This is a genomic window from Arthrobacter sp. NEB 688, assembly GCF_013201035.1.
Taxonomy (GTDB): domain Bacteria; phylum Actinomycetota; class Actinomycetes; order Actinomycetales; family Dermatophilaceae; genus Phycicoccus.
Map to the genome: position 1 here is coordinate 3,582,879 of NZ_CP053707.1, position 13,259 is coordinate 3,596,137.

Genomic DNA, 13,259 nt, shown 5'->3' on the forward strand with positions numbered 1-13,259 from the left:
CGCCCGGCCCGGACGTCAGTTGAGCGAGGGGTCCGGCGGGTAGAGCGCCATCCAGCGCAGCGGCTCGGGCTGGCGGCGCAGCACCCGCTGCCACAGGTCGGCCGGCTGGTCGGTGAAGGCGTCGGCGCTCTCGGTGTCGACGACGAACCAGGAGCCCGTCGCGACCTCCTCCTCGAGCTGCCCGGGCGACCACCCGGCGTAGCCCGCGAAGATGCGCAGCCCCGACAGCTCGGGGACGACGAGCGGCGGCGGGGTGTCGAGGTCGACCAGCGCGACGGCCCCGAAGAGCCGGCGCACGCCCGTGGGCTCGGGCGAGTCGCCGGGGACGGCGACCAGCCCGAGCGCGGAGTCCAGCTGCACCGGGCCGCCCTGGAAGAGGGTGGCCGGCCGGCTCGCGTGCTCCTCCCAGCCGGGCAGGACGGAGTCGATGCCGGCGTCGACGGGGCGGTTGAGCACGAGGCCCTGCGCCCCGTCGTCGCCGTGGTGCAGCACGAGGACGACGCTGCGGTGGAAGACGCCCTCCTCGATCTGCGGGGTGGCGACGAGGAGGCGCCCGGTGGTGGTGGCGCTCACGCGCCCATTCTGCCCCCGCGGCCCGACGGACGTCCGCCGCTGCGGGCACCACCCTGCGGGCGGCCGCCGCGAGGGCCACCGCGGTGCGGACCGCCACGGTGCGGGCCACCACGGCCGCGGCCCTGGGGCTTGGCCTCGAGCAGCGGGCGCCAGACCTCGTCGGGCACCGGCACGCCGGTCGGCGCGACGCCGCCGAGCGCGGTGACGGTCGCGTCGCCCGGGGCCACCTTGGCGACCTGCGCCTCGGCGCCGGCCCCCTCGATGATGCGGGTGACCATCTTGCGCTGGTGCGGGAGGGCGAGCATGACGACGGCGCCCTCCTCGCCCGCACGGGCGGTGCGGCCGGCGCGGTGCAGGTAGTCCTTGTGGTCGGTCGGCGGGTCGACCTGGACGACCATCCCGATGTCGTCGACGTGGATGCCGCGGGCGGCGACGTCGGTGGCGACGAGGACGGGCACGCGGCCGTCGCGGAAGGCCCCGAGGACGCGGTTGCGCACGCCCTGCGAGAGACCACCGTGCAGCGCCGCGGCGAGGACGCCGCGCTCGCGCAGCTCACGGGCGATGCGCTCGGCCCCGAGCTGGGTGCGGGCGAAGACGACCGTTCGGCCCGGGCGGGAGCACAGCTCGGCGGTCAGCGCCTTCTTGTCCTGCGGGTCGATGAGGAGCACGTGGTGGCTCATCGTCGTCACCGCGGCCTGCGCGTCGTCGGTCGAGTGCGTCACCGGGTCGACGAGGTACTTCTCCACGAGGGAGTCGACCCCGCGGTCGAGGGTCGCCGAGAAGAGCAGGCGCTGCCCGCCCTCGGGGACGGCGTCGAGGATCGCGGTGACCTCGGGGACGAAGCCCATGTCGGCCATGTGGTCGGCCTCGTCGAGGATGGCGACCTCGATGGCGCCGAGCTCGACGGCGCCGCGCTCCATGAGGTCGACGAGGCGGCCCGGCGTCGCGACGAGCAGGTGCACGCCGCGGTTGAGCGCTGAGATCTGGCCCTCGTACGAGAGGCCGCCGGCGACGAGGCGGTGCTTGAGCCCGGTGACGTGGATGAACGGCTCGAGCGCGTCGCTCACCTGCATGGCGAGCTCACGCGTCGGCACGAGCACGAGCGCCCGGGGGCGGCGCGGCTCGGGGCGCACGCCGTCGGAGAGGCGCGCGATGGTCGGCAGGCCGAAGGCGAGGGTCTTGCCCGAGCCGGTGCGACCGCGGCCGAGGACGTCCCGGCCGGCGAGCGCGTCGGGGATCGTCGCGGCCTGGATCGGGAAGGGCTCGGCGATGCCGTCGCGAGCGAGGCGCTCGACGAGGCGCTCCGGCAGGCCGAGGGCGGCGAAGCCGTTGTCCTCGGTCACCTCGCGCGGGCCACCGGCCGCGACCGAGCGGTACGCGGTCCAGGTGTCGGCCTCGGCGCGCTCGGCCTCGGCGTCCTCGAACGAGCGGGGCTGCTCGACGTGGCGGCCCTCGTGGCGGTCACGGCGCACGGGGTCGGCGACGCGCGGCGAGCGCTCGCGGAAGGGGCGGTCGCCCCGCTCGCGGCGGGGGCGCTCGTCGTGGGGGCGGTGCACGCGGCGCTCCTCGCCGTCACCGGAGACCCAGCGTCGGGGGCGGTCGTCGCGCTGCGGGCGTTCGTCGCGCTGGAAGCGGTCGTCGCGGCGCGGGCGGTCGTCGCGCTCGAAGCGCTGCGGGCGCTCGTCGCGCTGGCCACGGTCGTCACGACGCGGACGGTCGTCACGCTCGAAGCGCGCCGGGCGGTCCTCGCGCTGGAAGCGGGCGGGACGCTCGTCCCGCTGGAAGCGCGCCGGGCGCTCGTCGCGCGGGCCGCGGTCGTCACGCCGCGGGCGGTCGTCACGCTCGAACCGCGCCGGGCGGTCCTCGCGCTGGAAGCGCGCAGGGCGCTCGTCGCGCGGGCCGCGGTCGTCGCGGCGGGGGCGGTCGTCGCGCTGGAAGCGCGCCGGGCGCTCGTCGCGCTCGAAGCGCCGGGGGCGGTCCTCGCGCTGGAGGCCCTCGCGGCGGTCGCTGCGGGCCGGGCGGTCACCGCGGCGCGGGTCCTCGCGGTCCCAGCGCGGCGAGCGCTCGGCGCGGGGACGCTTGGGGCGGTCGGCGGTGTCGGTGCTGCGGGCGGGCTGGCCACGGTGCGGCTTCTTGGGGCCCTTCTGGGCCTCGGCCTTCTGGGCAGCGGTCCATCGGGCCTTGGGCCCGGTCACCTTCTTGGGCATGCGTGAGTCACCTTCGTGGTTCGTCGGTTCGGTTGACAGACACGTCGTCAACCGGTGGCGAACCAGCACGGACAACGAGCCTCGGGGCCGTCTGTGGCCCTGGGTGGCCGGTTCGACCTGTCGATGTCACCGGCGTACCGGGTGGGAGTGGAGCGGGCCCGCACTCTGCGGGCGTCGGCGCGGCCAGGCGCCGGACCACCTCGGTGAAGGGTCCAGTCTACCAGCGCGCGGGGGTCGCCCCGGCCACGCGGCGGCGCCCGAGGGCCACGGCGAGGAGCACCCCGAGCGCCACGCCGGTCAGGTCGGCGAGCGCGTCGAGGGGGTCACCGCTGCGGGCCGGCAGGAGCGTGGCCTGCACGACCTCGCTGAGGACGGCGTGCGTCGCGAACACCCCTGCGGCCCACCGGGCCCGCACCCCCGCGAGCACGGCGAGGGCCACGGGCACGAGGAAGACCGTGAGGTGGACCACCTTGTCCGCGTGCGGGAACGGGTCCACCCCCGGCGCACGCGGCACGTAGAGCACGACGAGCTGGACGAGGGTCGCGGCCAGCGCGAGCGCCCCGGCCACCCGGCCGGGGCGCGAGGGCGCCGGGGTCACGCGTCGTCGTCGTCGTGGACGCCCTCGACGACCTCGACCGCCCGGCGCACGGCGTTGGCGACGGTGCTCGTGACGTCGGGGTGGAACACGCTCGGGATGATGTAGGTCGCGTTGAGCTCCTCCTCGGTGACGACCCCCGCGAGGGCGTCGGCCGCGGCGAGCAGCACGTCCATCGTCACGTGGCGGCTCGCGGCGTCGATGAGGCCGCGGAAGACGCCCGGGAAGACGAGGACGTTGTTGATCTGGTTCGCGAAGTCCGAGCGCCCGGTCGCGACGACCGCAGCGTGGCGGGCGGCGATCTCGGGGTCGATCTCGGGCACCGGGTTGGCCATCGCGAAGACGACCGAGCCGGGCGCCATCGAGGCCACCGCCTCCTCCGAGAGGATGTTCGGGGCCGAGACGCCGAGGAAGACGTCGGCGTCGCGCACCGCGTCGGCGAGCGACCCGCTGATGTTCTCGGGGTTGGTGTGCTCGGCGATCCAGGCGTGGTTCGGGTGCTGACCGGAGAGCACGTCGGCGCGGTCGCGGTGCACGATCCCGTCGACGTCGGCCACCACCACGTGGCGGGCCCCGGCGTGGAGCATCAGCTTGAGGATGGCGGTACCGGCCGCGCCCGCGCCGCTCATGACGAGGCGGACGTCCTCGAGGCGCTTGCCGACGACGCGCAGGGCGTTGCGCAGCGCCGCGAGCGCGACGATGGCCGTGCCGTGCTGGTCGTCGTGGAAGACCGGGATGTCGAGCTCCTCGCGCAGCCGGGCCTCGACCTCGAAGCAGCGCGGCGCCGAGATGTCCTCGAGGTTGATGCCGGCGAACCCGGGGGCGATGGCCTTGACCGTGCGGATGATCTCGTCGACGTCGGTGGTGTCGAGGCAGATCGGGAAGGCGTCGATGTCGGCGAAGCGCTTGAAGAGGGCCGCCTTGCCCTCCATGACGGGCAGCGCCGCGAGCGGGCCGATGTCGCCGAGCCCGAGCACCGCGGTGCCGTCGGTGACGACCGCGACGGTGTTGCGCTTGATCGTCAGCCGGCGCGCGTCGGCGGGGTTCTCGGCGATGGCCATGCAGACGCGGGCGACACCGGGGGTGTAGATGAGCGAGAGGTCGTCACGGGTGCGGATCGGCACCTTGGACTCGACCGTCAGCTTGCCGCCGAGGTGCATGAGGAACGTGCGGTCCGAGACCTTGCCGATCTCGACGCCCTCGACCGTGCGCATGACCGCGACGATCTCGTCGGCGTGGTCGACGTCGCGGGTGAGCATCGTCAGGTCGACCCGCATCCGCGCGTGCCCCGACCCGGTGACGTCGAGGCCGGTGACGACCCCGCCCGCCTTCTCGATGAGGCTCGTCATCTCGCTGACCGCGGTGGGCCGCGCGGGGAGGACGAGGCGGACGGTGACGCTGTTGGCGATGGAGGGCGCGGCGGGCATGCGGTCGATTCAACCGCGTACCGGCAGGTATCCCGAATCGGGGTCCGTGGTGCGGGCGCCCGGGCGGCGCTAGCGTGACCCGCATGTCGGACCACGTGGACGTGACCGGCACCGGCAGCGCCGGTGCACCGCCCGACGTCGTCGTCCTCGACGTGCGCGTGCACGTCGACGGGCCGGACGTCGCCTCGGCCCTCGGTGGGCTCGCCGACCGGCTCACGGCCGCGCTCGCCGCGTCCGACGACCACGGGGTGCGCGAGGCGGACCGGCGCACGACCGGGATGGGCGTCTCACCCCGGTGGGACCGCGAGGGCCAGGGGGTCGTCGGCTACACCGCGCACCAGTCGCTGCGCCTGCAGGTGCACGACCGGGACCGCGCCGGCGCCGTCATCGCGGCCCTCGCCGGGGCCGCCGGCGACGCGCTCGGGGTCGACGGGGTCTCGCTCGAGGTGGCCGACCCCGCTCCCCTGCTCGTCCGCGCGCGCGACGCGGCCTTCGCCGACGCGCGGGCCCGGGCGCAGCAGTGGGCCTACCTGGCCGGCCGGCCGCTCGGCCCGGTCGTGCGCGTGCGCGAGGTCCCGGCGGGCGGCGTCGCGCCGATGCCCAAGGCCCGCTTCGCCTCCGCCGACGCCTCGGTCCCGCTCGTGGGCGGCGAGTCGGCGGTCTCCGTGGAGGTGCGGGTCCGCTTCGCGCTGGGCGAGCCGTGACCTGGGTCGACGCCCTCGGCTGGTTCGGGTCGGCGCTGCTCGTCTTCTCGCTGCTCCAGGCCCGCATCCTGCGGCTGCGGCTGCTCAACACGGTCGCGTGCGTCATCCTCGTCGTCTTCAACGCGGTGCTCGGCGTCTGGCCGATGGTCGCGATGAACGTCGTCCTCGCCGCCGTCAACCTCTGGTTCATCGCCCGGATGCTGCGCGAGCGCGGCGACGAGCAGGCGTTCGCGGTGGTCCCGGTGCGCGAGGACGACGGCTACCTCCTCCACGTCCTGGGGCTGTGGCAGGCCGACGTCGCCCGCTTCTTCCCCGGGTTCGTCCCGGGCGCCGACCCCGCCCGCTCGACGTGGCTGGTCCAGCACGGGGACGAGACGGCCGGCGTCATCGTCGTGCGCGACGTCGGGGACGGGACCGCGCAGGTCGAGCTCGACTACGTGACCCCGCGCTTCCGGGACTTCTCCCCCGGCGAGTTCGTCTTCCGGCGCTCGGGGCTCCTCCACGAGCTCGGCGTGCGCCGCGTCCTCACCGCCCCCGGGATGGTCGCGCCGTACTACGACCGGCTCGGGTTCGCCCGCGACGGCGACCGCTACCGGCTCGACGTCGGCTGAGCGGCCCCGGACGTCGACGACCCGGGCCCTCGCGAGGAGGGCCCGGGTCGTCTGCGGGGCAGGCGTGGGAGTGCGCCGTGGTGGAGGTGGCGGGAATCGAACCCGCGTCCACTGACGGGAGACCAGGGCTTCTCCGGGTGCAGTGCGCTGTGGATTTTCTCGGCCCCGGGGCTCGCGCGCACACGTTCCCCGACAGGCCCAGCCGAGTAGCAGTCCCGCGCCGTCCCTCGACATGACGACGCAGCAAGACCTCTAGATGACGCTGGTGACTAAGCCGAGATCATGCTTAGGCCAACGGACTTCGAGCTCGCTCAGGCGGCGAGGGCGAAGTCGGTGCGCTTGGAATCGGCACCTATTGGTTTGCACGGAGCGTTTGACGAGATGACCGTGCATCCTCGACCCGCTTCCCACTGGACATCCGACCAATGTCGAAACCGATCACCCCCCTGAAGGGAGCACTCCCACGCTGTTGAGTTGTCACCGGCGACCGGGGTCACCGCACCGCCAGTATGCCGTGCAACACCGACAGCCCCCAACCCGATTCCGGGCGCGCCCCACCGGGGACCCGCGGCCCCGGGGTCAGGTCGCGGGGACCGGCGCCTCGGCGGGCGCGGGGCTCGAGGTGGTGGTGTCGGAGGTCGGCGCGCCCGAGGACGGGTCGACGGACTCCGTGGGCGACGGCTCCGGGGTGACGGGGTCCGTCGAGGGCGTGGGCGACGGGCTCGGCGTGGGGCTGCCCGACGGCACGGGCGTGCGCACGGGGGCCGGGCGCGTCCACGGGTTCGTGCGGTTGACGAACGGCGGGGGCGGCAGGGCCGTCGAGGTCGCGGTGGGCGACGGCGTCGAGGGGGTGCTGACCGCCGGGGACGGCAGCGGGGCCGGGGTGGCCGGCAGCGCGGGGCCGGACGTGGACGACGGCGTGGGGGTCGACGGGACCTCGGGCGTCGGGGTGGGCGTGGCCGAGGGCTGCGGCGAGCGCGGCTGCTCCGACGTGGTCGGCGCGGGGGTGCCGTCGATGGCGGCGAGGCCCCCCGGCTGCAGCGCGACCATCCCGACGACGGCGGCGACACCCACGCAGGCGGCAGCGACCACCTGCAGCACGCCGACGCGCGCCGAGGCGGGTGCACCCCTGCGGTACCCCTGCACGTCACACAGGCTAAGCGCAACCAGAACGCATCCGGGACAACCGAACGGTCGATGCGCGGACCGTGTCGACGTGCAGGGCCCGCCATCGCGGACGTCACGGCCCCGGTGTGGCGCTCGTCACTAGGGTGGGGAGCGTCGCCCGCCCCCGTCCGGAGGTCCGCCGTGTTCCAGAAGATCCTCGTCGCCAACCGCGGGGAGATCGCCGTCCGGGCGTTCCGCGCCGCCACCGAGCTGGGGGCCAAGACCGTCGCCGTCTTCCCGCACGAGGACCGCACCTCCGAGCACCGGCTCAAGGCGGACGAGTCCTACGAGATCGGCGAGGTGGGCCACCCCGTCCGCGCCTACCTCGACCACGCGAACATCGTGCGGGTCGCCGTCGACTGCGGCGCCGACGCCGTCTACCCGGGCTACGGCTTCCTGTCGGAGAACCCCGACCTCGCCGAGGCGTGCGAGGCGGCCGGCATCACCTTCATCGGCCCGCCGGCCTCCGCGCTCCACCTCGCCGGCAACAAGGCACGGGCCATCGCCGCGGCCCGCGAGGCGGGCCTGCCGACCCTGCGCGGCGCGGACCCGACGACCGACCTCGACGCCCTCGCGGCCGCCGCGGAGGAGATCGGCTTCCCCGTCTTCGTCAAGGCCGTCTCCGGCGGCGGCGGGCGCGGGATGCGCCGCGTCGACGAGCGCTCGCAGCTGCGCGACTCGCTCGAGGCCGCCCAGCGCGAGGCCGACGCCGCGTTCGGCGACCCGACCCTCTACCTCGAGGAGGCGGTCGTCCGGCCGCGGCACATCGAGGTCCAGGTCCTCGCGGACGCGACCGGCACCGTGCTGCACCTCTTCGAGCGCGACTGCTCGGTGCAGCGCCGCCACCAGAAGGTCGTCGAGATCGCCCCGGCCCCGAACCTCGACCCCGAGGTGCGGGCGAGCATGTGCGCCGACGCCGTGCGCTTCGCCGAGACCATCGGCTACCGCAACGCCGGCACCGTCGAGTTCCTCCTCGGCGAGGACGGCCGCTACGTCTTCATCGAGATGAACCCGCGGATCCAGGTCGAGCACACCGTGACCGAGGAGGTCACCGACATCGACCTCGTCGTCTCGCAGATGCGGATCGCGGCCGGCGAGACCCTCGAGGACCTCGGGCTGCGCCAGGAGGACATCCGCACCCGCGGGGCCGCGCTCCAGTGCCGGATCACGACCGAGGACCCGGCCAACGGCTTCCGGCCGGACGCCGGCCAGATCACCGTCTACCGCTCGGCGGGTGGCGGCGGCGTGCGCCTGGACGGCGGCACGGTCTTCGTCGGCGCGCAGGTCAGCCCCCACTTCGACTCCATGCTCGTCAAGCTCACCTGCCGGGGCAGCGACTTCGGCGTGGCCGTGCGGCGCGCGCGACGGGCGTTGGCGGAGTTCCGGATCCGCGGCGTCTCGACGAACATCCCGTTCCTCGAGGCGGTCATCGCCGACCCCGTCTTCCAGCGCGGGGAGGCGACGACCGGCTTCATCGACGAGCGGCCCGAGCTGCTCGAGGCGCGGATGGGCGGCGACCGCGGCACCAAGCTGCTGCAGTACCTCGCCGACGTGAGCGTCAACCAGCCCCACGGCCCCGCGACGACGCACCTCAAGCCGCGCACCAAGCTGCCCGTGCTCGACACCGACGCGCCCCTGCCCCCCGGCACCCGCGACCTCCTCCTCCGCGTCGGGCCGGCCGAGTTCGCCCGGCAGCTGCGCGAGCGCACCGACGTCCCCGTCACCGACACCACCTTCCGCGACGCCCACCAGTCGCTCCTGGCCACGCGGATGCGCACCCGGGACCTGCTGCACGTCGCCGGCCACGTGGCGCGCACGACCCCGCAGCTGCTGTCGATGGAGGCCTGGGGCGGCGCCACGTACGACGTCGCGCTGCGCTTCCTCCACGAGGACCCGTGGGAGCGCCTGGCCCTGCTGCGCGAGGCGATGCCGAACATCCCGCTCCAGATGCTCCTGCGCGGGCGCAACACCGTCGGCTACACGCCGTACCCGACGAAGGTCACCGATGCCTTCGTCCACGAGGCGGCCCGCACGGGCCTGGACGTCTTCCGGATCTTCGACTCGCTCAACGACGTCTCGCAGATGCGCCCCGCCGTCGAGGCCGTCCTCGACACCGGGACCGCCGTCGCCGAGGTCGCCCTCTGCTACACCGGCAACCTCATGGACCCCGGCGAGCGGCTCTACACGCTCGACTACTACCTGCGCCTCGCCGAGGAGATCGTCGGCACCGGCGCGCACGTCCTCGCCATCAAGGACATGGCCGGGCTGCTGCGGGCGCCGGCCGCCCGCCGGCTCGTCACGGCGCTGCGCGAGAACTTCGACCTGCCGGTGCACCTGCACACCCACGACACCGCCGGGGGCCAGGTCGGCACGCTGCTCGCGGCCATCGACGCCGGGGTCGACGCGGTCGACGCCGCGACGGCCACGATGTCGGGCACGACGAGCCAGCCGAGCCTGTCGGCCCTCGTCGCCGCCACCGACGGCACCGAACGCGAGACCGGCCTCGACATCGACGCCGTCTTCGCGCTCGAGCCCTACTGGGAGGCCGTGCGCCGCCTCTACGCGCCGTTCGAGTCCGGGCTCGCCTCCCCCACCGGCCGCGTCTACTTCCACGAGATCCCCGGCGGGCAGCTCTCGAACCTGCGCCAGCAGGCCATCGCGCTCGGCCTCGGCGACCGCTTCGAGGACGTCGAGGACATGTACGCCGCCGCCGACCGGATCCTCGGGCACCTCGTCAAGGTCACCCCGAGCAGCAAGGTCGTCGGCGACCTCGCGCTCGCGCTCGTCGGGGCCGGAGCCGACCCGGCGGACTTCGAGGAGAACCCGACGAGGTACGACATCCCCGACTCCGTCATCGGCTTCCTCGGCGGCGAGCTCGGCGACCCGCCCGGCGGATGGCCCGAGCCGTTCCGCACCAAGGCGCTGCAGGGCCGCACGCCCAAGCCCCGGGTCACCGAGCTGACGCCGGAGCAGGAGGAGTCGCTCGTCACCGACACCCGCCGCACCCTCAACCAGCTGCTCTTCCCGGGGCCGACGAAGGAGTTCGAGGAGACCCGCGAGCTCTACGGCGACCTCTCGGTGCTCGGCACCATCGAGTTCCTCCACGGCCTGGAGCACGGGCGGGAGTACGAGGCCGAGATCGAGGCCGGCAAGCGGCTGCTGCTCGGCATCAGCTCGGTCGGCGACCCCGACCGGCAGGGGATGCGCACCGTCATGTGCACGCTCAACGGCCAGTTCCGGCCGGTCCAGGTCCGTGACCGCTCGGTCGAGGTGGCGACCAAGGCCGCCGAGAAGGCCGACCCGGGCACGCCCGGTCACGTCGCGGCCCCGTTCGCCGGTGTCGTGACGCCGGTCGTCGCGGAGGGCGACACGGTCGAGGCCGGCGGCGTCGTCGCGACGATCGAGGCGATGAAGATGGAGGCGAGCATCACCTCGCCGACCGGCGGCACCGTCGAGCGCCTGGCGATCTCGGGGCACCAGCAGGTCGAGGGCGGCGACCTCGTCCTCGTCGTCTCCGCCGGCTGAGCGCGCGTGGCCGCGGACCCTCCCGCAGCGCCCCCCGCGGGGTGCGCGGGCCGGGGCCGGACGACCCGCGGACCTGCGACGTCGAATGTTCGTCGAAAGTTGGGTGCACCGAAACCCCCGTCGGCCGGGCCGGGTGCATAGCGTGGGATCCATCAGCGCGGTGCGTTCCTGGCGGGGCGTGCTGCACCCCCAGCGAAGGGAGCACCCCATGGGTCTCGGAGACAAGATCGAGAACATCAAGGACGACGTCGTCGGCAAGGCCAAGGAGGCCACCGGCAAGGCGACCGACAACGAGCGCCTCGAGGCCGAGGGCCGCGCGGACCAGACGAAGTCGGACGTCAAGCAGGCCGGCGAGAACGTCAAGGACGCCTTCAAGCACTGACACCGGACTCCCGACCCGCCGCGTCGGGGAACCACGACGGGCCGCTCCCCCACCGGGGAGCGGCCCGTCCGTCGTCCACGGGGCCCGGCCCTCGCCGGGCCTACCAGCTGCCGCCGGAGGAGCCGCCGCCTCCACCGCCGGAGAAGCCTCCCCCGCCGCTGAACCCCGACGAGCCGGACGAGCCCGGGGTCGAGACGAAGGTGCCGGCCGCCACCGTCGAGAACGAGTCCATGCTCGAGGCGACGTCGCGGAACCCGCCGTCGCCCCACGAGCCGACGTACCAGAACGGGCTCACGACGCTGTGCCCGGCGGCGGTCGCCGCGGCCGCGACCTCCTCGAACACGCCGGCCCAGCGGTCGGCGAGGCCGAAGACGATGGCGTAGGGCAGGAAGCGGCTGAAGAGGTCCTGCGCCTCCTCCCACCGGATCTGCCCGGCCTCGGCCGTCGCGAGGTAGCGCTCGAAGCCCTTGCTCTGGGCGAGGACCGCCGAGCCCTCCGCGGTGCGGGCGGCCATCCGGCGGCCCAGGGCGCGCGTCACGAGGCCCCCGACGACGAGCCCGCCGGCGAGCACCCACACCGGGTCGACCGGCAGCCCGGAGTCGGCGAAGACCCCCGAGGCGGGGCCGGCGAGGAAGAAGCCGCCGAGCACGCCGAGGCCCACGAGGACGCTGCCGAGGGCCATCCAGCCCGAGCGCTGGGCCTGCGGGCTGCGGCGGAACCAGCCGCGCTCGACGACCTCCTCGTACATGAGCCGCTGGACGGCGTCGAGGGTCGGCTTGAAGCGGTTCTTGAGCGAGGACAGCGAGACCTGGTCACCCGCGGCGAAGAGCGACTCGTGGAGGAGCTGCTCGTAGGAGGAGAGGGGCGCGCTGCCCGCAGGCGGCGTCGTGCGGGTGAGGAGCCAGTCGTCCTTGCGGAAGCCGCCGGCCTCCGCGCGGCTGATCCGCAGGTGGCCGCGCACCGCGAGGTCGATGATCGTCGCCGTCACGTCGACGAGGCCGGCCTCCTCGTCGAGCACGGTGCCGACGAGGCCCGGCTGGACGCCGTCCGGCGGGGTGAAGCGCACGGCGACCGTCGGGGCGGGTCCGCCGACGACGACCGGCGCGCTCTCGCCGGCTCCGGGCGCGAGCCCGGGCGTCAGGCCGGCGTAGCGCTCGTCGCGCCCGCGCCGCCAGACGAGCAGGCCCATGAGGGTGCCGGCGGCGACGGGGACGAGGAGGCCGCCCCCGGTCGCGAGGAGCCCGAGGGCGCGCGCCGTCGCCGGCGTCACGGAGCTGCCCCCGCTGCTCGTGACGTCGCCCTCGCGCAGGTCGGGCGCGAGGTCGCCGAAGGCGTCGCGGGGGAAGGAGGCCACGACCGAGGCGCCCTCCTCCGCCGCGAGGTCGGGCACGGTGTACTCGGCGCTCGCCCCTGGGGTCGCCTCGCAGGGGTCGGTCGAGCCGTAGGGCCCGTGGAAGCAGGCGGCGCGGGTCACCTCGGCCGGACCGCTCACCGTGGCCCGCACGTCGTGCTGCGGGAAGGAGCTCGCCGTGCTCACGACGTCGAAGTAGACCTCGGCCGTCCCGTCGCCGATGTCGTTGACGAGGTGCGCCAGGCGGTAGCGCACGACGTAGCGCGCGGTGCCGCTGACGGTCTCGGACGGGCTGCCGATCCGGATCCGCCGGTCCGCGCCGTAGTCCTCGACGGTGATGTCGGTCGGGGCGCCGGTCGGCGAGGTGACCTCGATGCCGGACAGCTCGTAGTAGCGGTACTGCGTCTCGCTGTCCTGGTAGCCCGCCCGGACCCGGACCAGGCGGTAGATGCCGTGCCGGTCCTCGCCCTCGGGGAAGCGCCAGGTGATGTCCTCGGTGACGACGACGCTGCCGTCCTCCTGGGCCTCGATGCTCGTGTGCAGCGAGTCGGCCTGTTCCTCGGCCGTGAGCGCGGAGGGCACGGAGCCGCCCCAGGCGCCGACGCCCGCCCCGGCGCTGCGCTCGGCCGTGGCCGACGCGGGCGCCGCACCGGTCAGGGCGGCGAGGCAGGCGAGCAGGACGAGGACGGCGACGCGGGCGCCGCCCCGGCGGGGCAT

At 74.7% G+C, this 13,259-nt stretch carries 10 protein-coding genes and 1 other RNA gene; 4 read left to right on the forward strand and 7 right to left on the reverse strand.

Annotated elements, in window-relative coordinates; all coding sequences use genetic code 11:
• Positions 1-15: 15 nt before the first annotated feature.
• The 4 genes from HL663_RS16890 to HL663_RS16905 all read right to left on the reverse strand — a co-directional run bounded on the left by HL663_RS16890 (position 16) and on the right by HL663_RS16905 (position 4,802).
• On the reverse strand, positions 16-573 hold the full coding sequence (locus HL663_RS16890; RefSeq protein ID WP_173029440.1) for a YqgE/AlgH family protein: 558 nt from the start codon (positions 571-573) through the stop codon (positions 16-18).
• Positions 570-2,780: a DEAD/DEAH box helicase gene (locus HL663_RS16895; RefSeq protein ID WP_173029441.1), complete on the reverse strand. Its 2,211-nt coding sequence runs from the start codon at positions 2,778-2,780 to the stop codon at positions 570-572. Before HL663_RS16895 ends, HL663_RS16890 begins: the two co-directional genes overlap by 4 nt.
• A gap of 217 nt (positions 2,781-2,997) precedes the next feature.
• Complete coding sequence (locus tag HL663_RS16900) at positions 2,998-3,378, reverse strand: VanZ family protein (protein ID WP_216842610.1); 381 nt, start codon at positions 3,376-3,378, stop codon at positions 2,998-3,000.
• A complete protein-coding gene (locus HL663_RS16905; RefSeq protein ID WP_173029442.1) occupies positions 3,375-4,802 on the reverse strand; it encodes an NAD-dependent malic enzyme in 1,428 nt (475 codons plus the stop codon). The genes HL663_RS16900 and HL663_RS16905 overlap by 4 nt, the downstream gene beginning before the upstream one ends.
• A gap of 83 nt (positions 4,803-4,885) precedes the next feature.
• Between HL663_RS16905 and HL663_RS16910 the strand changes: the two genes are divergently transcribed.
• A complete protein-coding gene (locus tag HL663_RS16910) occupies positions 4,886-5,506 on the forward strand; it encodes an SIMPL domain-containing protein (protein ID WP_173029443.1) in 621 nt (206 codons plus the stop codon).
• A complete protein-coding gene (locus HL663_RS16915) occupies positions 5,503-6,117 on the forward strand; it encodes a YgjV family protein (protein WP_173029444.1) in 615 nt (204 codons plus the stop codon). The genes HL663_RS16910 and HL663_RS16915 overlap by 4 nt, the downstream gene beginning before the upstream one ends.
• Positions 6,118-6,195: 78 nt before the next feature.
• Here the strand turns inward: HL663_RS16915 and ssrA are convergent.
• Together ssrA and HL663_RS16925 are read right to left on the reverse strand one after the other, a co-directional pair.
• Positions 6,196-6,563: a transfer-messenger RNA gene (ssrA, locus tag HL663_RS16920) on the reverse strand.
• Between the two features lie 133 nt (positions 6,564-6,696).
• A complete protein-coding gene (locus HL663_RS16925; RefSeq protein ID WP_173029445.1) occupies positions 6,697-7,263 on the reverse strand; it encodes a hypothetical protein in 567 nt (188 codons plus the stop codon).
• Positions 7,264-7,425: 162 nt separating this feature from the next.
• Here HL663_RS16925 and HL663_RS16930 point away from each other — a divergent pair, with 162 nt between their 5' ends.
• Both HL663_RS16930 and HL663_RS16935 read left to right on the forward strand, forming a co-directional pair.
• The gene (locus tag HL663_RS16930; protein ID WP_173029446.1) at positions 7,426-10,809 is read left to right on the forward strand and encodes a pyruvate carboxylase; all 3,384 of its coding nucleotides are present in this window, start codon (positions 7,426-7,428) and stop codon (positions 10,807-10,809) included.
• Positions 10,810-11,017: 208 nt separating this feature from the next.
• Positions 11,018-11,191 carry a CsbD family protein gene (locus HL663_RS16935; protein WP_173029447.1) on the forward strand — a complete coding sequence of 58 codons (174 nt, stop codon included), beginning with the start codon at positions 11,018-11,020 and terminating at the stop codon, positions 11,189-11,191.
• A gap of 100 nt (positions 11,192-11,291) precedes the next feature.
• On the opposite strand, the gene HL663_RS16940 is transcribed toward HL663_RS16935, so the two are convergent.
• The gene (locus tag HL663_RS16940) at positions 11,292-13,259 is read right to left on the reverse strand and encodes a DUF2207 domain-containing protein (RefSeq protein ID WP_173029448.1); all 1,968 of its coding nucleotides are present in this window, start codon (positions 13,257-13,259) and stop codon (positions 11,292-11,294) included.

Coding starts and splice junctions, on each gene's coding strand:
- HL663_RS16910 (WP_173029443.1), top strand. CDS start 4,886: ATGTCGGACCACGTGGACGTGACCGGCACCGGCAGCGCCGGTGCACCG.
- HL663_RS16905 (WP_173029442.1), bottom strand. CDS start 4,802: ATGCCCGCCGCGCCCTCCATCGCCAACAGCGTCACCGTCCGCCTCGTC.
- HL663_RS16940 (WP_173029448.1), bottom strand. CDS start 13,259: ATGCCCCGCCGGGGCGGCGCCCGCGTCGCCGTCCTCGTCCTGCTCGCC.
- HL663_RS16935 (WP_173029447.1), top strand. CDS start 11,018: ATGGGTCTCGGAGACAAGATCGAGAACATCAAGGACGACGTCGTCGGC.
- HL663_RS16895 (WP_173029441.1), bottom strand. CDS start 2,780: ATGCCCAAGAAGGTGACCGGGCCCAAGGCCCGATGGACCGCTGCCCAG.